General features: G+C 63.8%; 17 protein-coding genes. 2 read left to right on the plus strand and 15 right to left on the minus strand.

The window, feature by feature from the left end; all coding sequences use genetic code 11:
• Positions 1–32: 32 nt before the first annotated feature.
• From lptB to ABT23_RS10115, 5 genes are read right to left on the minus strand one after another with little or no spacing between them, the layout of a single operon-like run.
• Positions 33–755: an LPS export ABC transporter ATP-binding protein gene (lptB, locus tag ABT23_RS10095; RefSeq protein WP_296634503.1), complete on the minus strand. Its 723-nt coding sequence runs from the start codon at positions 753–755 to the stop codon at positions 33–35.
• The gene (gene lptA, locus ABT23_RS10100; RefSeq protein WP_296634504.1) at positions 752–1,288 is read right to left on the minus strand and encodes a lipopolysaccharide transport periplasmic protein LptA; all 537 of its coding nucleotides are present in this window, start codon (positions 1,286–1,288) and stop codon (positions 752–754) included. The genes lptB and lptA overlap by 4 nt, the downstream gene beginning before the upstream one ends.
• 4 nt (positions 1,289–1,292) lie before the next feature.
• Positions 1,293–1,868, minus strand: a complete 576-nt coding sequence (gene lptC, locus ABT23_RS10105; protein ID WP_296634506.1) for an LPS export ABC transporter periplasmic protein LptC — start codon at positions 1,866–1,868, stop codon at positions 1,293–1,295.
• Between the two features lie 46 nt (positions 1,869–1,914).
• Entirely contained in the window at positions 1,915–2,442 is a 528-nt protein-coding gene (locus tag ABT23_RS10110) for an HAD-IIIA family hydrolase (RefSeq protein WP_296634508.1), read from the minus strand.
• Complete coding sequence (locus ABT23_RS10115; RefSeq protein ID WP_296634510.1) at positions 2,442–3,404, minus strand: KpsF/GutQ family sugar-phosphate isomerase; 963 nt, start codon at positions 3,402–3,404, stop codon at positions 2,442–2,444. Before ABT23_RS10115 ends, ABT23_RS10110 begins: the two co-directional genes overlap by 1 nt.
• A 103-nt stretch (positions 3,405–3,507) precedes the next feature.
• On the opposite strand from ABT23_RS10115, the gene ABT23_RS10120 reads away from it, so the two are divergent.
• On the plus strand, positions 3,508–5,478 hold the full coding sequence (locus ABT23_RS10120) for a monovalent cation:proton antiporter family protein (protein ID WP_296634511.1): 1,971 nt from the start codon (positions 3,508–3,510) through the stop codon (positions 5,476–5,478).
• A gap of 54 nt (positions 5,479–5,532) precedes the next feature.
• Here ABT23_RS10120 and ABT23_RS10125 read toward each other — a convergent pair whose 3' ends face one another.
• Positions 5,533–6,180 carry a prepilin-type N-terminal cleavage/methylation domain-containing protein gene (locus ABT23_RS10125; protein WP_296634512.1) on the minus strand — a complete coding sequence of 216 codons (648 nt, stop codon included), beginning with the start codon at positions 6,178–6,180 and terminating at the stop codon, positions 5,533–5,535.
• 266 nt (positions 6,181–6,446) lie between these two features.
• Between ABT23_RS10125 and ABT23_RS10130 the strand changes: the two genes are divergently transcribed.
• Entirely contained in the window at positions 6,447–8,084 is a 1,638-nt protein-coding gene (locus ABT23_RS10130) for an ATP-binding protein (RefSeq protein ID WP_296634514.1), read from the plus strand.
• Here ABT23_RS10130 and ABT23_RS10135 read toward each other — a convergent pair.
• The 9 genes from ABT23_RS10135 to ABT23_RS10175 all read right to left on the minus strand — a co-directional run bounded on the left by ABT23_RS10135 (position 8,059) and on the right by ABT23_RS10175 (position 19,275).
• Positions 8,059–8,793: a prepilin-type N-terminal cleavage/methylation domain-containing protein gene (locus ABT23_RS10135; protein ID WP_296634515.1), complete on the minus strand. Its 735-nt coding sequence runs from the start codon at positions 8,791–8,793 to the stop codon at positions 8,059–8,061. The genes ABT23_RS10130 and ABT23_RS10135 overlap by 26 nt on opposite strands.
• Positions 8,790–9,239, minus strand: a complete 450-nt coding sequence (locus tag ABT23_RS10140; protein ID WP_296634517.1) for a hypothetical protein — start codon at positions 9,237–9,239, stop codon at positions 8,790–8,792. Before ABT23_RS10140 ends, ABT23_RS10135 begins: the two co-directional genes overlap by 4 nt.
• On the minus strand, positions 9,232–9,834 hold the full coding sequence (locus tag ABT23_RS10145) for a hypothetical protein (RefSeq protein ID WP_296634518.1): 603 nt from the start codon (positions 9,832–9,834) through the stop codon (positions 9,232–9,234). The genes ABT23_RS10140 and ABT23_RS10145 overlap by 8 nt, the downstream gene beginning before the upstream one ends.
• Positions 9,831–11,336, minus strand: a complete 1,506-nt coding sequence (locus ABT23_RS10150) for a monoheme cytochrome SoxX (protein ID WP_296634520.1) — start codon at positions 11,334–11,336, stop codon at positions 9,831–9,833. The genes ABT23_RS10145 and ABT23_RS10150 overlap by 4 nt, the downstream gene beginning before the upstream one ends.
• A gap of 232 nt (positions 11,337–11,568) precedes the next feature.
• Positions 11,569–12,774: a type II secretion system F family protein gene (locus ABT23_RS10155; RefSeq protein ID WP_296634522.1), complete on the minus strand. Its 1,206-nt coding sequence runs from the start codon at positions 12,772–12,774 to the stop codon at positions 11,569–11,571.
• A gap of 583 nt (positions 12,775–13,357) precedes the next feature.
• Complete coding sequence (locus ABT23_RS10160; protein ID WP_296634525.1) at positions 13,358–15,055, minus strand: type II/IV secretion system protein; 1,698 nt, start codon at positions 15,053–15,055, stop codon at positions 13,358–13,360.
• 7 nt (positions 15,056–15,062) lie between these two features.
• On the minus strand, positions 15,063–16,196 hold the full coding sequence (locus tag ABT23_RS10165; RefSeq protein ID WP_296634526.1) for a tetratricopeptide repeat protein: 1,134 nt from the start codon (positions 16,194–16,196) through the stop codon (positions 15,063–15,065).
• Positions 16,193–17,956: a pilus (MSHA type) biogenesis protein MshL gene (gene mshL, locus ABT23_RS10170; protein ID WP_296634528.1), complete on the minus strand. Its 1,764-nt coding sequence runs from the start codon at positions 17,954–17,956 to the stop codon at positions 16,193–16,195. Before mshL ends, ABT23_RS10165 begins: the two co-directional genes overlap by 4 nt.
• An 11-nt stretch (positions 17,957–17,967) precedes the next feature.
• Positions 17,968–19,275 carry an AAA family ATPase gene (locus tag ABT23_RS10175; protein ID WP_296634529.1) on the minus strand — a complete coding sequence of 436 codons (1,308 nt, stop codon included), beginning with the start codon at positions 19,273–19,275 and terminating at the stop codon, positions 17,968–17,970.
• Positions 19,276–19,509 lie beyond the last annotated feature (234 nt).

Here is a 19,509-nt window from a genome sequence, read left to right on the forward strand (position 1 = left end):
GTTTAACGCGATTCGCCTGGGGATGGCGGTTGTTACAGACGGAAATTTTCGCCGAGATAGACTTTGCGGGCGTTGTCGTCCTGAATGATGAGGTCGGGCGTACCGGCAATCAGCACGCGCCCTTCGTTGATGATGTAGGCGCGATCGCAGATACCTAGGGTTTCGCGCACATTGTGGTCGGTGATCAAGACGCCGATGTCGCGCTCGATGAGGAAATGCACCAGTTTCTGGATGTCGATCACCGCAATGGGATCAACCCCCGCAAAAGGTTCGTCGAGCAGGATGAAGCGCGGGTTGATCGCCAGTGCGCGGGCGATTTCCACACGGCGGCGCTCGCCGCCGGAGAGGCTGACGGCGGACGCTTCGCGCAGGTGGGCGATGTGCAGGTCTTCCAGCAGATTGTCGAGGTGTTCCTCGCGCTCGGCCTTGTCGTAGGACTTGAGCTCGAGAATGGCGCGGATATTGTCTTCCACGGTCATCTTGCGGAAGATCGAAGGTTCCTGCGGCAGGTAGGACAGCCCCAGCCGGGCGCGCTGGTGGATTGCCATGTGGGTGAGATCGTGCGTATCCATCTGCACGCTGCCGCCGTCGGCCGCGACCAGGCCCACCACCATGTAAAAGCAGGTGGTCTTGCCGGCGCCATTGGGACCGAGCAGGCCGACGACTTCGCCGCTTTCGACCTCGAAGGAGACGTCGTGCACCACGGTGCGTTTGCCATACGTCTTGCGCAGGCCCTGGGCGGTAATCTGGCTCATGGTTTGGCTGCAGGCTGTGCGGGCGTGTGCGGTTTCGGGCGGATGACGGCGCGTACGCGCCCGCTCGGGGTCTGGGCGTTGGGCTGGCCGACGACCTTATAGAACCCGGTGTTGGCGTTGTAGGAAATCTGCGCGCCGTGCAGTTCGTCGCTGCCGCGCCGCAGTCGGGCCTGGCCGATCAGTTCGAGCTGGCTGGTGACGCCGTCATATTCGATGCGATCGGCAAAGCCCTCGATGAATTCATCGCCGCTGTCGGTTTTCTGGCGGAACGCCACGGGGCGGCCGATCGCACTGACCTTGTCGAGTCCGTCCGCATTCTGGGTCACCTGCACGCGATCGGCGCGCAGCATCAGTGTGCCCTGGCTCAATACGACATTGCCCTGGTAGACGCTGATTTTCTTGATGTCGTCGAGGGTGACGGTGTCCGCCTCGAGGTTGACCGGTTTGTCGCGGTCGGCCTTTTCCGCGTGGGCGGAGGTGGCCAGCAAGGCGGCGCACAGCACCGCGTAAAGCCGGGTATTCGATTTAGTCATGGCGCTAGCCTTTTCCGGAAATATAACGGGCATGCACCCGTCCTGTCAGTTTGAGAATACGTTGCTTGGCGTCGTACTCCATCGCGTCCGCGCGCAGATCCAGTGTGGCGTCATGGATCACCACCGGGCCGGGGGAGCGCATCTGGTTGCGTTCTGGAAAAACCAGCAGTCGCGCCGAACGCATGGTCATGAGCGATTGTCCTGCATGCGCGGCACGTTCCACGAGAACGTCGTCGCGCAGGTCGACCTCATGGCCGTCGGGAGACACGGTTGCCTGTTTCGACACTGCGCTCACGTCGCCTGACTGTTCGTCCAGTTGGGTGAAGTGGGGCAGTTCCAATTCGGTGAATTTGCTGTCCGAGTAATGCTTCAATTTCTTGGCGGACAGCCGGTACTGCGGTTTGCCATTCAGGTCGGTGCGCATCGCATTGAAGTTCTCCATGATGCCTTCGGGATCGGTCCGGGTAGGCGACGCGCCGCCGTTGGCCGGGATCTCCACCATGCGTTCGATCCAGAAACTGAGCGCAGCCAGCAGCAGCAAGATGGCCAGCGGCAGCCACAATGATCCGCGTGAGATCATGCCGTCCCCGGACGGACGGCGTTCAGGGCGCAGCGTATGCAGCCTGTCATCTCAGATACGGCGCCAGCGCCGCGTCCAGCGTGCCCTGCGCGCGCATCAGGAACTCGCAGGCTTCGCGCACTGCGCCGTGGCCCGCTTCGCGCGTGGTGGTGTAATGGCTGTAGGCTTTCACCAGTTCGGGGGCGGCCGGCACGGTAATGGCCAGACCGGCACGGCGCATCACGGGCAGGTCGACCACGTCGTCGCCCATGTAGGCGGTGGCTTCGCAATCGAGGTTCAACTCGCGGCACAAGGCCTCGTACACGGCCAACTTGTCGTGCGCGCCCTGATGCACGATCTCGATGCCGAGGTTCCGTGCCCGATGTTCCACCACTCGCGAATCGCGTCCGGTGATGATGGCTAGTTCGACCCCGCTGCCTTTGAGCATTTTCAGGCCATGCCCGTCGAGCGAGTTGAAGCCCTTGTATTCCTGGCCATCGTCCGCCAGAAACAGGGTACCGTCGGTCATCACGCCGTCGACGTCGAATGCGACCAGTTTGATTTTCTGCGCGCGCGCAATCAGATCGACCATCATCACACCACCCCCGCTTTAAGCAGGTCGTGCATGTTGAGTGCGCCGACCAGGATATGGTCGGCGTCGACCACCAGCAGGCCATTGATTTTCAGGGTGTCCATTTTTTCCACTGCCGCCACGGCGAGCTCGTCCGCGCGGATCGTCTTCGGGTTTCGGGTCATCAGGTCGGCGATCTTCGCCTGCTGCAGGTCGATCGTGTGCTCCAGGGTGCGCCGCAGGTCGCCGTCGGTGAACAGTCCGGCCACCTTGCCGTCCGTCTCGACGACTGCGGTCATGCCGAGTCCCTTTTGGGTCATCTCGAACAGCGCGGCCTTGACCGAGGCATCGCGGCCGACCTTCGGCAGATCTTCGCCGGCATGCATGACGTCGCGCACATGGACGAGCAATCGCCGTCCCAGGCTGCCGCCCGGGTGGGTGCGCGCAAAGTCGTCGGCCGAAAAGCCGCGTGCATCCAGCAGCGCCACCGCCAAGGCGTCGCCCAGCGCGAGTGCCGCCGTGGTGCTCGCAGTGGGGGCCAGGTTGAGCGGGCAAGCTTCCTTGTCGACTGCGGCATTGAGATGTACGTCGGCTTCCCGTGCCATGGTCGAACCGGGATTGCCGGTCATCGCGATGAGCTTGGCGCCGCGCCGCTTGATGAGCGGCACGATGCTGACGATCTCGTTGCTCTCGCCCGAATTCGACAGGATCATGCCGAGGTCGCCGTGGCTGGCTTCGCCCGGGTGCATGAAAAAAGCCGGGGTGCCGGTAGAGGCCAAGGTGGCGGCGATCTTGCTCCCGACATGGCCGGACTTGCCCATTCCCGAAACCACCACGCGGCCGCGGCATGCCAGGATCAACTGCACGGCATCCGCAAAGCCGGCGTCGAGCCGGGTCGACAGGGCGCGTAGGGCATCGGCTTCGATATCGAGCACCTGACGCGCAAGCGCAAGCAAATGTTCGGTGGAGATGGGTTGGGGTCGCATGGTCGGCAAGTATACTAAAGCCTGCCTGTCCGACCGCGTTTTTACTGCGGTTTCGGCAGGTTGCCTCCGACAGAAAATATGGGCTGAAGCCTATGAAATACCTATGCACAGCAGCCTCCAGCTTGTCCTGATTCTACTTGCGGTCGCCGTGCTGGTGGCGGCGGCTGCGCGTGCCTTGCGCTTGCCCACCATGCTCGGTTATCTGGTGACCGGCATTGCCATCGGCCCGTTTGCCCTGGGCTGGATTCCGGACAGTGAAGAAGCACGTTACCTGGCCGAATTCGGCGTGGTGTTCCTGATGTTCTCGATCGGCCTGGAGTTCAGCCTGGCGCGCCTGATGACCATGCGCATGACGGTGTTCGGCTTCGGCGGCGCGCAGGTCGGGCTGACCATCGTGCTGACCGCGGTGATCGCCTGGCTGCTGCATTTGCCGCTGCTTGCGGCGCTGGCGCTGGGCGGCATCATGTCGATGTCGTCCACGGCCATCGTATCCAAGCTTCTGGCCGAACGGCTGGAAATCCAGACGCCGCACGGCCGCCAGATTTTCGGTGCGTTGCTGTTCCAGGATCTGGCCGTGGTGCCGCTGCTGATTTTGATTCCTGCATTTGCGAAGGAATCCGACACCATGGCCATCACCCTGGGGCTGGCCGTGTTCAAGGCGGTCGTGGTACTGGGGTTCCTGCTGTTCGTCGGGCAGCGCATCATGCGTCCGTGGTTCCAGTGGGTGGCAGGCCGCAAGTCGCCCGAACTCTTTACGCTCAACCTGCTGCTGTTCACGCTGGGGCTGGCGTTCCTGACCGAGAGTGCCGGTCTGTCGCTGGCGCTTGGCGCGTTCCTGGCCGGCATGCTGATTTCGGAGACCGAATACCGCTACCAGGTGGAAGACGACATCAAGCCGTTCCGCGATGTGTTGCTGGGATTGTTTTTCGTCACGATCGGAATGCGGCTCGATCTGATGCAGGTCATGCTGAACTGGGGCGACGTATTGCTGCTGGTCGCGGCGATCGTCGCCGGCAAGGGGCTGATGGTCGGCGGCCTGGCCCTGGCCTTCGGCAACACTCGACCCACCTCGGTGCGGACGGCGCTGGGGCTGGCGCAGGCGGGCGAATTCGGGTTCGTGTTGCTGGCCCAGGCCGCCGATCTGCAATTGCTGGGCGCCCCGATCACTCAACCGGTGCTGGCGGCGATGGTGCTGTCGATGCTGATCGCCCCGCTCCTGATCAATCGCATGGACGTGTTGACCCGGCTGATCGCGGGCAGCGAATGGGCTGGCCGCGCCAAAGAGGTGCACGACATCGCGGTCAAGACCTTCGGCAAGACCCAGCACGTGATCGTCTGCGGCTACGGCCGCAGCGGACAGAACCTGGCCCGCCTGCTGGAAGTGGAAGGCATCACGTTCGTCGCGCTCGACGCCGACCCCGAGCGCATCCGTGCGGTGGCGGCATCCGGCGTCAGCGTCGTCTACGGCGATGCCAGCCGGCGCGAAGTGCTGGTCGCCGCCGGCCTCAGCCGTGCACAGGCCATCGTGGTGACGTATTCCGACCTGCACTCCAGCATGGCCATCCTGCGCCATGTCCGCGAATTGCGGCCCGATCTGCCGGTCGTGGTGCGCACCATTGACGACACCCACATCGATGCCTTGAAAGCGGCCGGTGCGGCCGAAGTGGTGTCCGAAGTCATGGAAGGTTCACTGATGTTGGCTTCACATGCGCTGATGCTGCTCGGCGTGCCCTTGAGTCAGGTGCTGAAACGGATCCGCGAAGTGCGCGAAACGCGCTACGCCATGATGCGCGGTTTCTTTCGCGGCGCCAGCGATGCCGACGACGAACTCGATCAGCATGCCCAGCCCCGTCTGCATACGTTACTGGTCACGCAGGGCGCCGTGGCGGCGGGACATAGCCTCGAGGAACTGCGGCTGAACGAACTACTCGTGGAGGTGGTGGCGATCCGCCGTCAGGGCATCAAGGGCGTCGACCCCCAGCCCGACACCCGCATCCAGGTCGGCGACGTGCTGGTGCTGCGCGGCGCCGCCGACGGGCTGGCGGCGGCGGAGTTCAGGGTGTTGCAGGGGTAGGAGAAAACAAAAAGCCCGCCGAAGCGGACTGACAATTGAGTTGGGCGGGCTGAATTAAATGCCCATGCAGACAATGTAGGCGGTGGAGTCAACGATTGAACCGGTTGCAATAGCGGTGGGCAGAGTAGTGCCTACCATCATCGAACCGGTTGCGGTGTTGCCGTCATCCAGTTGGCTGTCCAGTTGCTTGGCGAATTTTCCAGGGATGCTGCCTGAGCAGATGAAGTAGGTCCCAGTCATGCCCGTGAACGGCACGGTGCTTTGGATGCCAATGCGGGCGCCCAGAGCATTGTTAGGCGGAAAATCTCCTGCTGCAAGGTCGGTGGGTCCGGGCGCAAGACCCGCTGCCCGAACATGCTGCCAAAATAAAATGGACTCAGAGGGGGTGGCGGTCACGGCGTCGTTCCAGTTGCCTTCGATAATGCCATCGCCATCGCCTGCCCCCGGTGTGAAGGTTGTTGTGCCGACATGTGTTGCAGCAGCTTTGTCGTCACCAGGGAGGGCTTTGAACTTGTCCTGATAGCCGTAAATGAATACCGGAATGTTGCGGAAATCGCTGGCAAGATTCTTCACCCGGGCGCTGTTGATCAGTTCCTGCCCCTTGAGAATGCCGCCGAGCAACAGGCCGATAATGACCAGCACAATGGCGATCTCGATCAGGGTGAAGCCCGACTGGCGTCGCGCGAAGTGGGGGTGCGGCATGGTGGGGCTCTCCGGTTGTCATTGCCTGTTGGGCCAACACGCAAAATATGTGCCATCAGTGAGTGTGATGTAAGATTTTGATTAAAAATGAAAAAACGCAACCAAACGAGCCTGGGGCCGCCCCATTTTGATGAAAACACGACACCCATGCCGGATTTCCGTCAGGATGTTCGCGACCCGACGCGCGGTCACCCTCCATTTACGGATCGGAATGCCGTTAGCAGTGGCATGCTGATCGTCTCGCATCCCCTCCCGATTCCCTGCGCATGACTGAACACACCGAAACCGCCCCGCAGCTGGCCTGGCTGACGTCGCTGGCCACGCGTTTCACGCGCGTGGCGCCCGGACGCTGGCTGGGCCTGATGCTGCTGGCCCTGCATGCGGCGGTGGTGTTCGACGCCGATGTGACGACGACGCGTGCCTTCCTGCTGGCGCATTACGGCCTGTTCCTGCTATGGCAGCCGCTGGTGCGCAGCGAGGCGCGCATCGAGCCGCGGCTGGCGCTGCCGGTGTTTGCCATGGCCGCGCTGCTGGTCTTGGTGGACAGCACCTGGGTGATGGCGCTTTGGCTGGCGATCCTGGCCGGGCTGGTGGGTGCAGTCGCGACGTCGCAAAACGAACGCGGGCCGCGACTGGCCTACCTGCTTGCACTGGCTTATCTGCTTGCCCTGCTGCTGGCCTGGGTGTTGCCGCAAAGCCTGGGGAGGACTTCGCTGCCCGATGAACTGCGGATCGTGGCGCGCTACGGTCTGCCGTTGCTGCCGCTGGCGATCCTGTTCCTCCCTGCGGGCCGTCAGCGCAGCACTTCATCTACGCTTGATTTTATCTACGGCCTCATGCTGTCGCTGCTCATCATGGTGATGGCGCTGGGCGTATTTGCGGTGGTGGCGGTGGCCAAGGTGAGCTATGCGTGGGCGCTGGTGCAGACGCTGCTGGGCATGGCGGCGCTGCTGCTGGCCCTGTCGTGGCTGTGGAATCCGCGCGCCGGCTTTGCCGGGCTGGGGCAGGTGACCTCGCGCTATCTGTTGTCGGTGGGACTGCCGTTCGAAGGCTGGGCGCAGCGGCTGGCGACCTTGGCCGAGCGTGAACGCGATCCCGAATCCTTCGTGCGCGACGCGCTGTCCGACTTGCACGAGCTGACCTGGATACGTGGCGGCCGTTGGCAGGCGGCGCGCGGCGAAGGCAGTTTCGGTGAGCCGGCCGAACACGCCGTGAGCCACGCCTTCCACGGCCTGACCCTGAGCTGGCAATCGGTGCGTCCGCTCACGCCGGCGCTGGCGCTACATGTACGCCTGCTGTCGCAATTACTGGGCTATTTCTACGCCGCCAAGGTGCGCGAGCAGACTTTGCGCGAGCAGGCCTACAGCCAGGCCATCCACGATACCGGCGCGCGCCTGACGCACGACGTGAAGAACATCCTGCAGTCGCTGAAGACCCTGCTCGCCGAGCTCAAGCAGCCGGCGGAAATGGATGTCGCGCATGTGGCTGCGCATACGTGGTGGGCGGCGCTGCAGACGCGTTACGAGCACGACGACGTGCAGTTTTTCGCCGAGGTGCTAGACGACACTCCTTTGCCTCAGGATCTGTTCGACAGCGTGGTCGACAATCTGCTGACCAACGCCTTGCGCAAACGGCAGAATCAGTCGGGTGTTGCAGTGGAAGTGCGTCTGACGCTGCACCCACTGGTCAGCTTGACGGTGACCGATAGTGGCAGTGCTGCGCCCGAGCACGTGGCCCGCAACTTGTTCCTCAGCCCGGTCGCGTCGGACTTCGGACTGGGCGTGGGGCTGTATCAGGCTGCGCGGCAGGCCGCGCGTTCGGGGTATCGATTGGAATTGCCAGACAACCAAGCAGGGCGAGTGACGTTCCGTCTGCAGGCTACGGCGGCGACGGGCAACCCGTAGGGCATACGCTGGCGATCAACGTCGACTGCGAGACCCAGACAGTCAGGTCGTCAAATTCTCCACTGGCTGCGTCTGCCGTAGTGGGGGATCGGCTGATGTAGGTGGGGTTTCCGTCGAGGTTGTCTGCTTCGTCCGGGCCTGTCGGTGCCGCCAAGGTGGTGCCATTGATGTTTTGCGCTCCCCACCCATTGGGGCCGAGGGAAACCAGAACGAACACGACATTGTCGGCGACATCCGGGCTAGAGCAGGTATGGGTGCTGCATATCCTGATTGGGTCGAACCCATATGACGGAGGCCCCGAGGCCGCCGGGGTGCTGGCGGAAAATCCGTTGAATTTGTCAATGAATTGCGTGACAACCGCATACCGCAAACGATTGCCCCAGGCGTCCTGTGGGGCGACGCCCAGATCGACCCACGGTAACAAACCACGGTAAGCCGCGCATTGTGTATCGGATACCCTGTCTTCGCGTCCATCAGCGTTGGTGTCGGGGCAAGGCAGATAATGATGTGTGGGTACGTTGGTCGCGTTATGCGTCATGGCATACCCCAAGAGTGCCGTGCGCGCTTCTTCGAGCGTTGTCTTGGTCTCGGCGATCCGCCGCGCCTGAATCTGCGCCGACAACGGCATGGCCAGTCCGCCAATCAAGATCGTGATGATGACCAGCACGATGGCCATCTCGATCAGGGTGAAACCGCGCGAGCGTGTCATGGTGCGGAATCCTTCGTATCGGGGCTGGCCGGCTCGGTGAGGCGGGGGCGCAGAACCTGATAGGGCTCATATACCCGGCCGTTGGCGCGGATCTGGCCGGGTTTCAGGCCCGATACGGCCGAGCCGTCGCGCTGTGCCTTGCCGTCGACCCAGCGTGTGATCGTGCCGTCGGAGCGGATGACCACGCCATCGTAGCGTAGCGGTGTGGGGGTGCTATCGGTCGATAACAAATGACCCGGGCCGGAGGGGGTGGCGTTGCGCGCGCGCGCGGCCTCGAGCTGGGCGCGCTGCGCCGGCGTGAAGAACAAACGGCCCGGATCGGCCGGAGCAGCCATGCCGGTTCCGATGCAGATCAGGTATAGCGCCAGCATCCAGGCGCTCGAGCGCCCGTCCCATCCGCGTTTTGTGCGCGCGCGCTGACCAGGTCGGGGAAGCCAGCTATTCATGGCGGGCCTCCGTTGTCGTTGCCACAGTGAACCACAGCAGATCGCATTCGGCCTGTAGATGCGGGTGATTGGCGGCTTCGAATGGCGTATTGTCCAGGCGCGACAGGCGGCACCCCTGAACGTGGTACACCCCGGACGCACGCGACTTGAGGGCGTCGAGGAACCGTGTGAGATCGGTTTCCACCAGCAGCGGGAAGGTGAGGGTCATGCGGGTTTGCCCCAGCGGCAGGCCCTGCGCCAGCGAGGACGGCGAGGCTGTGCGGGGCATCAGGCGGTAACTCAACCCATACAGGCCGGCATCGCGGTTGGCCAGTTGCACGGCTTCGATCCAGGCCAGGCGGTCTTCAGCCCCCACGAAGCCGCGTGCCACCAACGCCTGGTAATCCCCCAGGTGGGTGGTGAGGAGTCGCTGCTGCTGACGGCTGCGATCGAGTTGCTGGCGTGCCTGGTTGAGCGCCGTGCGCTGCTGTTGCAAAGCCGCTTCGGCATTGTGTGCCTGACGTTGTCCCCACAGGATGCCGCCGATTGCCAGCAGCAGCGCGGCCAGCAGCATCAGTAAGGGCAGTTTGAGGATGGCGAAAGGCGGGCGGGTCATGGCCGGGCCTCGCGGAAAAGCAGGTTGAGGCTGAAACGCGCTGCGGGTGTACTGACCGCATCAGGGTTAAGTGTCTTGCCGGACAGCGTGCTGCTGGAGTCGGCATTCACGGGGCTGCTGCGCAGAGTCACGTCATGTACACCCGGCATCGCCTGCAGAGTCTGCATGAATTCTTCGATACGCCGCATGGCTGCTCGGTAATTGCCGTCGAACGGACTCAATCCGGCATCGAGGTTGACCTTGACCCCGCCGTTCACTGTCGGTGGCTCATCGGTCCAGCCCAGGCTGTCCAGCGCGACATCGGGCGTGGCCAGCAGGCTTTGTCCAACCGCTGCGAAGAGTGCGAACGCATCGGTCTGCGCCTGGCCGAGCTGGCGTGCCAGATTGACAGTCTGGACGAGTTGCTCGGGGGCCATGACCTGGGTGGGAAAGGTACGCGCAATGGCCTGGTAGCGGGCATCGAATTGCTGATACTGCTGGGCCAACTGGCGTGCCTGGTCGTCCAGGTCCCGGGCATGCAGCCAATAGGCAGCCGTGAGACCCAGGCCCAGCACTGCGACGATGCCGGCAGCCGCATGCAGGCCGCGCCGCCAACGGAATTCGAGGTGATGCTGCAGCAATTCGGACGGCGCCAGATTGAGTTTCAGCGTTTCGCCCGCGATGGCGGCCAGGGGCGCGACTTCCGGCGTGGCGGCCAGAAAATCGTCGGGAATGCGCAAAGCGCGTGCGAGACTGGACATGTCGATCAGTCGCGTGCTGAACGCCGGGTCGGCGTTCAGCTGTGCCTGTGCGCTGTCGAGCTGGCCGCTGGGATCGAGCAGCAGCACATGCAGCCGGGCCTCGCGCGGCAGGATGCGCTGTCCGCTGAGGTAGAGCTGCGTCTTCGCGATTTCGTCCGCTGCGTTACCGGGCAGTTGCGCGGGCGTGTCGCCGCCGATCAGGCGTGAAAAACGCAGCAGGCCGTTGTGATAGTAGGAGAGCCGCAGGCTATTGTTGAGACGGCATGCCAGCAAGGTATGCGCCGACTGTTCCCGTAGTTTTTCCAGCAGATGCTGGTAGGCCAGCGCCAGCGGCGTGATGCCCGCGAGCGGCACGTGTTCGCGGTGCAGCACGCTGAGCCAGGGGGTCAGCCACTCGGCGTCGGGCAAGGCCGCCAGCAGATAGCGGTCGTCGCGGCGTCCGGTCGTTTCGCGTGCCTGCCGCCATGCGCCGGTAAAGCGCGTGTTGCGGAATACCTGCTTGAGCTTGCGCGCCAGCAGTTCGTCGCGTGCGCGTCCCTGCACATGCGGCAGAACCTCGCTGCGGTAATCCTCGTCGACCGTGTCGGCCACCAGCAGTACAGGCAGGTGCGCATGCCTGATCACGATTTTTCGGAATGCGGCCAAGCCTTCCGCATCGGCGGAAAACTCGCCCAGCCAGTGCATATGTCCCGGGCGCCAGTCGAGGACACCGATCTGGCGGGGCGTGGCAAAGAGAAGCAGGCGATGGTCGAACATGATCATGAAAACCGCAGTAGACCGCTCATAAATGTCGGAAGTACCGCACGGAAATTAATTTCCCTGCCTTCGATGGCTTGTACCGGGAAATTGAATCCGCTACGCATCCGCTGGTACGATTGGTCATGCGCCTGCCTTTGTCGCTCGTCGTTGCAGGCAACGGCCTGCTGCCTCTTCGCTTCGCGGCAGTCACTTGCCCAGCCGCACCATCGAACGCGTTCAACTGTGGTTTCCATGATCACAGCGGCAGATTCCCGATCAGGTCGTAAATCGGCAACAGCACCGACACCAGGATGCCGCCGAGCAGCAGGCCCAGAATGGCCGTGAGCAGCGGCTCCAGCACCCGGAGGCCGTTTTCGATCGAGTCGAGTACTTCACGGTTGTAGAAAAACGTCACGTTGTCCAGGGCCTCGTCGAGCGCGCCGGTGCTTTCGCCCACACGTAGCATGCGGATCACCAGCGGCGGAAACAACGCCAGCGACTGGAAGCTTTCCGACAACCCGCGCCCGTCGGCAATCTGCTGGGCGGCGCGGCGTATGCCGTCGGCAATCACGCGGTTGCCGGCGATCATCTCGCCGGCGCGTAGGGCGTCGAGCACAGTGACGCCCGAGCGGTACATCATCGCCAGCGTGTTGGTGAAGCGCGACAGCACGATCTTCTGCACGATCGGTCCGATGATCGGCAATCGCAACTGGGTGCGGTCCCACCATTCGCGTCCGGCTTCGCTCTTGCGCACCCATAAGGGCAGCCCGATGCCCACTGTCAATGCGAGCGCCAGCCCAATCAGCCAGTACGAGCGCAGTGCATTCGACACCGCCATCAGGATCAGCGTCGGCAAGGGCAGCGCCACGCCCATGGTCTTGACCAGGCCCAGTACCTGCGGCACCAGATAGATCAACAGAAACAGGATGGCGGCGCCGACGACGACCAGCACCATCGCGGGATAGATCATGAGGCGCTTGGCCTTGGCCGCCACTTCTTCCTGCCACTTGAGGGACTCGGCCAGCCGTTCGAATACCGTGTCCAGCAGACCCGTCTGTTCGCCCGCCTTGACGCTGTGCACGAACACGGCGCCGAATACCGCCGGATGCGCCGCCAGCGCCTGCGAAAGGACCTTGCCGCCTTCCAGGTCTTCCAGCAGCGCGGTCAGGACATCGCGAAATCCGCGTTTCTCCATGGTGTCGCGCAGATCGCGCAAGCCTTCGAGCAAAGGGATGCCCGCGCGCGTGATGTAACGCATATGGATGCAGAACGTCACCAGATCGCGCCGGGTCACCCGCTCGCGGCCGGTAGGGGCGTACTGGCGCGACAACTCGACCAGGGTGACGAGGTCGAGCCCCATGCGCTTCAGGCGCAGCTCGAGATCGACGTCGTTGACGGCCGACAGCGTGCCCCGGACGCTACGGCCGGTCTGATCGATGGCGCGGTAGTCGAAGAAAGGCATGGTTAGACGGGCCTCGCGATGGCTTCGCGTTTCGCCTGTGGGATATGAACGTTCTGTTTCGCCTTTGGGCGAGTTACTTTCTTTGCTTCGCCAAAGAAAGTAACCAAAGAAAGGCGACCCCGCATCGCTGCCCTGCGGGTCCCCGATTTGGCGCGTGCGGCCGGGCGCTCCACCAACTCGCCCTGGCAAGGCACACAAAACGTGCCTTGCTGCGGAGCTCGGACACGGTTCCGCTCTCTTCCCGTCCGCACGCGCCAAATCGGCAGCGCTGAAGGGGATAAAACCCCAGGTGCGTGCGCAGGTGCCCCTTCTGTGTCGCCGAGAAGCGCAGCCGCCCGAGGGAACAAGGGGCTGGGTGTCTGAGCTCCGCAGTGAGCCGCGTTTTGTGCAGCTCGCCAGGGCGAGTTCCAGCCCCGCCTCGGGTGGCGAGCATCGCAGGGGAGCCGAAGGCCGACACAGTAGGGGTGGCTTTTTCTTGGGTTACTTTCTTTTGACCACGCAAAAGAAAGTGACTCGCCCAAAGGCGAAAAGCGAAGCCGCCGCAAGGTCACCAATGTGAGCGAAGAAGAACCCAGGGCCATTCTCACACCCGCCCTGTCAAATCCACCACTCGCGAGACTTCCGACAACGAAGTCACGCCATCCAGCACGCGCTTGATGCCATCCTCGGCCAGCGGGTGGTAACCGTGTTCGAATGCGGCGCGGCGGATTTCGTGCAGCGGTGCGTGGTTGGCGACCAGTTCATCCAGCGTGGGGTCCATCCGCAACAGCTCGATCAGTGCAAGCCGGCCTTTGTAGCCTTTATGGCTGCAGGCCGGGCAGCCCACGGCGCGGTAGATCTGCGGCGGTTCGAGCGGGTCGGCGCCGAGGATGCGCGCTTCGTCTTCGTCCGGCGTGTAAGCTTCCCGGCAGTGCGGACACAGTTTGCGTACCAGACGCTGCGCAATGACGCCGATGATGTTGCCGGACAAAATGCCGGGCTGGATGCCGATGTCCATCAGGCGAGGAAACACGCCGAGCGCGGAGTTGGTGTGCAGGGTGGTGAACACCTGGTGGCCGGTCATGGCGGCGCGGAAGGCCATCTCGGCGGTGTCCTTGTCGCGGATTTCGCCGACCAGGATGATGTCGGGATCCTGCCGCATGATCGAACGGATGCCGTTGGCGAAGTCGAGTTTCAGCGTTTCGTTGACCGAGCTCTGGCGCATCAGCGTGACCGGGTATTCCACCGGGTCCTCAAGCGTCATGATGTTGACGGTCTCGTTGTTGAGATGCGACAGCATCGAGTACAGCGTGGTGGTTTTGCCCGAGCCGGTGGGTCCGGTGACGACGAGGATTCCCTCTGGCCGCGCCATCATCAGTTGCAGTTCGCGCAGCGCGTCGGGTGTGAAGCCCATGTAATCCAGCGGCATGATGGATTTTTCACGGTCGAGGATGCGCAGCACCACGTTTTCGCCGTGGATGCCGGGCTGCGAAGAGACGCGGAAATCGATCGGGCGGCCGTTCAGCGTGAGCGACATGCGGCCGTCCTGCGGCGCGCGCGTCTCCGCGATGTTCATGCCGGACAGCACCTTCAGACGCACCAGGATGCCCGGCCAATAGGTCTTGTGCAGACTGCGGATCTGTTCCAGCACGCCATCGATGCGATAACGGATGCGCAGGAAGGCATGCTCGGGCTCGAAGTGGATGTCGCTTGATTCGCGCTTCACCGCGTCGGTCAGCAGCGCGCCGACCAGCCGTACCACTGGCTGCGTGTATTCCTCGGTATCGGGGTTGAGGCTGGCGTAATCGACTTCGCCGGTTTCGATTTCGCGCAGGATGCCGTCGAGCGAGAGGTCGAAACCATAGAACTTGTCGATGCATTCGAGCAGTTGCGCTTCCGCCGCCAGCAGGGTGTCGATTTCGATCTGCCCGCCGAGCGAGGCTTTCAACTGGTCGAGCGCGACGACGTTGAACATGTCGGTAGTCGCCAGCGTCAGCACGTTGCGCGCGGCATCGTGGGCGATCGGCAACAGGTGGTGACGGCGCGCAAATTCCTCGGGCACCAGTTGCAGCGCTTCGGGGTCGGCCACGACCTGGGTGAGGTCGATGCCCTGGCTGCCGAGTGCATTGGCGAGCTGGTCGCGCAGCACGGCTTCGGTGATGAATCCGAGTGCGACGAGCTGGCGGCCGATCGGCAGGCCCGTGGCTTTCTGCTCCTTCAGGCCGATGCGCAACTGGTCGAGGGTGATCAGCCCCTGGGTGACCAGGGTTTCGCCCATGCGGAGTTTCTTGCGGCGCTCCATGGCGGCCTTACCGGATCGATTTCAACTGCTGCACGCGCGCTTCGGCCTGGGCGCGGTCGTAGCGGTGCACGCCGCTGTCTGCGAGGGCTTTCTCGTAATACGTCAGCGCGCTTGGGTACTGCTGCAACTGGTCGAGGCTGACGGCCAGATTGAAGGCGTAATCGGCGTTGTCGGGCGCACCCCGATAGGCCTCGAAGTAGGCGGACTGGGCGTCGTTCCAGCGCCCCTGCCCGGCGTAGAGATTGCCGAGCGTCTGGTAGAGCTGCGGGCTGGGCGCGCGTTCGATCAGCATTTTCAGCCGGCTTTCGGTGACCTGGCCGTCAGTATTGCCCAGCAAGTCGAGCAAGGCACCCTGGGCGGCTGCATTGCGGGGATCGATCTCGAGCACTTCGCGATATAGGCGCCGGGCATCCGCATCGCGGTTTTGCGCACTGGCGATGGCTGCGAGTCCCAGCAGCGCATCCGCCGTGCGTCGGTGTGTGGCTGCCTGGGTATACAGCCGTTGCGCTTCGGTCAGGGCCCCGCGCTGATAGGCGGCGTAGGCCTGGGTGAGCAGGGTCGTCTGGGCATCGGGCTGGAACTGGAGCACGGCAGGCGCAGGGGTGGCGGCCACCGTCGGCTGCGCACGCGGAACAGATGGCGCGCTGCGGTGCGGAAGCGTGGTGACAGGCGCCGTGGCAGGTTCGGCAAGCGCGGGACGCGCGGCGGCAATGGGCTCGGGACGGTGTTCGGGCGTGGCTGTCGATAGGGTCGGCGGCATCGGCTGCACCACGGGAACCGGCGCAGCGGGCGTGCCAGCGCGCGCCATGGGCGGCGGCGGCATGGTGGCCGGCGGTTGCAGGGCGAAGTAGAGGTATATCCCGTAGCCGAGCGCGACGAGGACGGCCAGCAGCGCGGTGAGCGGCACCAGCGAAAGCTGCGGCCAGCGCAGCCTGGGGGACGAGGTGCCGGACACCGGTTCGCTGTTGCTGAACAGCAGGCCGGGCGGTTCGACCCATTCGCGCGCTTTCGCGGTGCCAGGGAGGGCCGGTTCCAGTTCGAGATCGCCTTCGATTCGGCTGTCGGAATCAAATTTGTCCGTGCCGGACCGTCCGGGGTTTGCGGCCTCGGCCTGTTTCAATGCTTTGAGCAGCAGGCTCAAGGCTGGCTCCGGGCGCTGTCGGGGAGCAGCCGCTGGAACGGCTGAAGCGCGTCGTTGTTCAGCGTGGGGTTGGATACCACGGTGGGCCGCAGGAAAATCACCAGTTCGGTCTGGCTGTTGAGGCGTTCATGCTGGCCGAACAAGGCGCCGATACCTTCGGGGCGCGACAGGCCGGGTACGCCATCGCGCGCATTGTTGCTGTCGTCCTGGATCAGGCCGCCGAGGACCACGGTCTGGCCGCTGCGTACCTGCAGCAGCGATTCCATTTCGCGCACCTGGATGACGGGAATGGAATTCTTGACGCCCGCTTTTTCAAGGTCGGGATTGGGGTCGTCCACCGATCCCACCTTGCGCGAGATGGTGGGACGCACGGTCAGCGATACCATGCCATTCTCGTTGATCTGCGGCAGCACCGACATCACCACGCCGATGGGCACGGTGTGTGCGGTGGTCGTGAACGTGGCGGGCTGGAGCACCGAACCCGTGGAGGATAACGCCCCCTGCTGCGACTGCACGGAAAAATAGACCAGATTGTCGACGACCTTGAGCAGGGCCGTCTGGTTGTTCAGCGCCATGAGTTTGGGACTGGACAGCACCTTGGTCTTGCCGAACGATTCCAGCAGGTCGATGGCCGCGGTGAAACCGTTATTGCCGCTGTTGGTGTAGGTGGCCTGGATGAACGGCGAGAGCGTCCCCGCCAGCGCATTGGTGCCAGCGCCTACGGTATTGATCGTCCAGCCGGTGGCGCCCTGCAAGGCCTTCGACCAGTCGATGCCCGCGCGGTACTGATCCTTGAGCGTGACTTCGACGATGGTTGCCTCGATCAGCACCTGACGTTGCGCGGACTGCATGACGCGATCCAGGTACTGCTGCACCAGTTCCTGCTGTCTGGAGGTGCCGAGTACCGTCACGGTACCCGCGACCGGGTTGACCGCCACATCGTATTTGCCGTCGCCTGCCGGCTGGTTGGCGAACGCGGCAGTGAACAGGTTGGCGGCGCCCGCGCCGGCCTTGCTGGCCGCTTCGGCCTGCGAGACCCGTTCGGCGCGCTCGGCCTTTTCGGCCTCCAGCCGCGCCGCGCGTTCCTCGTTGCTCTGGGTGACGGCCCGCGTGCCGGCGAGCATGGTACGGATATTGTCGGCCAACACCGTCCACAGGTCGTTGTTCGACTGGCTGGCGACGGTGGTGGTGGAGGAGTTGCCGGCGCTGGTCGAGGCGGACGTGTTGCCGGTTCCCGTGCCGATGCCGCCGCCGGTGCTGGCGATCTGCGCCGCTACGCCGACGCTGGAGGTCGTGTTGCGGGCGACGTTGACGTAATTGACCGTATAGGTCTTGACGTAGGGTGTGTCAGGCATGATCGACACCGTCCGCCCGTTCATCTCGTAGCGTAGGTCGGCTTGCCGTGCGATGCGGTCGAGAATGGCGGGCAGCGGCTCCTGCACGGCATTGAGCGAGACGTTCCCCGAGATGCCCGGGTACAGGTCGATGTTGTACTGGGTGTCGCGTGCGATGGAAAACAGCAGATCCTTCACCGGCACATCGTTGACCACGACGGTATAAGTCGGAACCGGCGCATTCAGCTTGGGCGGGGACAAGGCAGGGATGGCCTTGACGGGCGCGGGCGGCGGGCTGACAGGGACGGCTGTCGGGTTGGGACGGGTGATATGGTCGGGCGAGGTGTCGAATGCCCGTGGGGGGACGCAACCCGCCAGCACGAGGCTGGACAGCGCCAGGCCCGTCAATACGGAGCGTTTCAACACAGCATTCATCATTATCCCGTTGGCAAGACTACGCTGCGCATTTTGCCGACCGTGCGCAGAAACGGCACACCTATAGACGTGGCGGGCAAGGAGCGCATGACCGCCATGGCCGCGTCCCGGTTGGGGAATTCGCCCGCCAGGATCATCCAGGCGGGGGCGCCTTGGCTCAGGCCATGCAGCACCCGCACCGGCTGAGGCGTAACGGCGTTCAGATCCCCCAATAATACGGCTGCCTGCGCGGCTTCTTTAGCCGAGGCGATCTGGATCACGTGGGTATCCGGAGCAGCGGTGACAAGCCAGCGCTGGGTTTGCCGCGCGAGTTCAGTCACGCGGCTGACCGGAACGGGGGCGGGGCGGGATGTACTCGTCGCTTGAGGCGGTACGGCAGGCGGCGAGGCCGCGGGCGGGCGCGTTTGCCAGGTGACGAACGTGAGCAGACCGAGCCCGGCGGCCAGCCCGGTGCTTAGCCACGCCCAGCGCGGCAGCCGTGGTTTGGGTGCGGTTTGGGAGGGGGAGCGGATTTCGGCGTCGCTTGCCGCGGCATCCAGATGCGTCGCGGTGAGTGTATGGGTTTGTCCGGCATAGGCCGCGAGCAGGGTTTTGTCGGCCAATACGTTGATGCGGCGTGACAATCCGCCGGAAAGGCTGGTCAGTCGCGCGATCAGGGGTGCGGAAAACAGGTCGGGCCCGCGATAGCCGGCCACCGCGAGACGCGCACGCAAATACTCGGCGACTTCGGATTCGCTAAGCGGCGACAGGTTGAGGCTCAGCGTGATGCGGTCCTTCAGCTGGCGAATGCGCGGATCGGCCAGTTGCGCGTCGAGTTCGGGCTGGCCGAACAGGATGATCTGTAGCAGCTTGTCGGTAGCGGTTTCCAGATTGGTCAGCAGCCGCAGGAATTCCAGGTTGTCGAGCGCGATGCCCTGCGCTTCCTCGACGAACACCACCACGCGCCGGCCTGCTTCGTGGCGGGCGAGGAGCGCGGCATTGAGCTGTGCCAGCCGGGCCTGGCGACCCTCTGCGGCGGCGTCGATACCCAGGTCGGAAAGGATGGCGGCCAGCATGTCGTCAGGCGACAGGGTAGGATTGCCGAGATAGACGCTGTCGATGGTGTCGGGCAGCTGGGCGACCAGCTTGCGGCACAGCATGGTCTTGCCGCTGCCGACTTCACCCACGACCTTGATGATGCCTTCGCCCTGGCCGATTGCGTATTGCAAGGCGGCGAGCATTTCCCCCCGCTGGCCGCCGGCATACCAGTATTCGGTATTCGGCGTGATGCGGAAGGGTGCTTCTTTCAGACCGAAATAGTCAAAATACACGGGAGGGCGGGCTAATGCTCATTTCGCGTCTGTGTTTCCGCGAGAAAGCGATGGATGCAAGGCATGTCGCTTGGCAAGGGCCATCCCTTGCCAAGCGGCGCAACGCCGCCGTCTTGAATAAAAGCAGCGCGCTTTCTCGCGGAAACCCGGAGGGACGAATTCAATTTGGGCGCATTCCTTTGTCGCGAGCCGCTTGCAGTGATCGCACTGTGGCGCGTCACGCTTCGCGGGCTG

The organism is Thiobacillus sp. SCN 63-57 (assembly GCF_001725555.1).
Taxonomy (GTDB): Bacteria; Pseudomonadota; Gammaproteobacteria; order Burkholderiales; family Thiobacillaceae; genus Thiobacillus.

Excerpts from the sequence above, each read along its gene's own strand:
- lptB (WP_296634503.1), bottom strand. The coding sequence starts at position 755 with ATGAGCCAGATTACCGCCCAGGGCCTGCGCAAGACGTATGGCAAACGC.
- lptA (WP_296634504.1), bottom strand. The coding sequence starts at position 1,288 with ATGACTAAATCGAATACCCGGCTTTACGCGGTGCTGTGCGCCGCCTTG.
- lptC (WP_296634506.1), bottom strand. The coding sequence starts at position 1,868 with ATGATCTCACGCGGATCATTGTGGCTGCCGCTGGCCATCTTGCTGCTG.
- ABT23_RS10110 (WP_296634508.1), bottom strand. The coding sequence starts at position 2,442 with ATGATGGTCGATCTGATTGCGCGCGCGCAGAAAATCAAACTGGTCGCA.
- ABT23_RS10115 (WP_296634510.1), bottom strand. The coding sequence starts at position 3,404 with ATGCGACCCCAACCCATCTCCACCGAACATTTGCTTGCGCTTGCGCGT.
- ABT23_RS10120 (WP_296634511.1), top strand. The coding sequence starts at position 3,508 with ATGCACAGCAGCCTCCAGCTTGTCCTGATTCTACTTGCGGTCGCCGTG.
- ABT23_RS10125 (WP_296634512.1), bottom strand. The coding sequence starts at position 6,180 with ATGCCGCACCCCCACTTCGCGCGACGCCAGTCGGGCTTCACCCTGATC.
- ABT23_RS10130 (WP_296634514.1), top strand. The coding sequence starts at position 6,447 with ATGACTGAACACACCGAAACCGCCCCGCAGCTGGCCTGGCTGACGTCG.
- ABT23_RS10135 (WP_296634515.1), bottom strand. The coding sequence starts at position 8,793 with ATGACACGCTCGCGCGGTTTCACCCTGATCGAGATGGCCATCGTGCTG.
- ABT23_RS10140 (WP_296634517.1), bottom strand. The coding sequence starts at position 9,239 with ATGAATAGCTGGCTTCCCCGACCTGGTCAGCGCGCGCGCACAAAACGC.
- ABT23_RS10145 (WP_296634518.1), bottom strand. The coding sequence starts at position 9,834 with ATGACCCGCCCGCCTTTCGCCATCCTCAAACTGCCCTTACTGATGCTG.
- ABT23_RS10150 (WP_296634520.1), bottom strand. The coding sequence starts at position 11,336 with ATGATCATGTTCGACCATCGCCTGCTTCTCTTTGCCACGCCCCGCCAG.
- ABT23_RS10155 (WP_296634522.1), bottom strand. The coding sequence starts at position 12,774 with ATGCCTTTCTTCGACTACCGCGCCATCGATCAGACCGGCCGTAGCGTC.
- ABT23_RS10160 (WP_296634525.1), bottom strand. The coding sequence starts at position 15,055 with ATGGAGCGCCGCAAGAAACTCCGCATGGGCGAAACCCTGGTCACCCAG.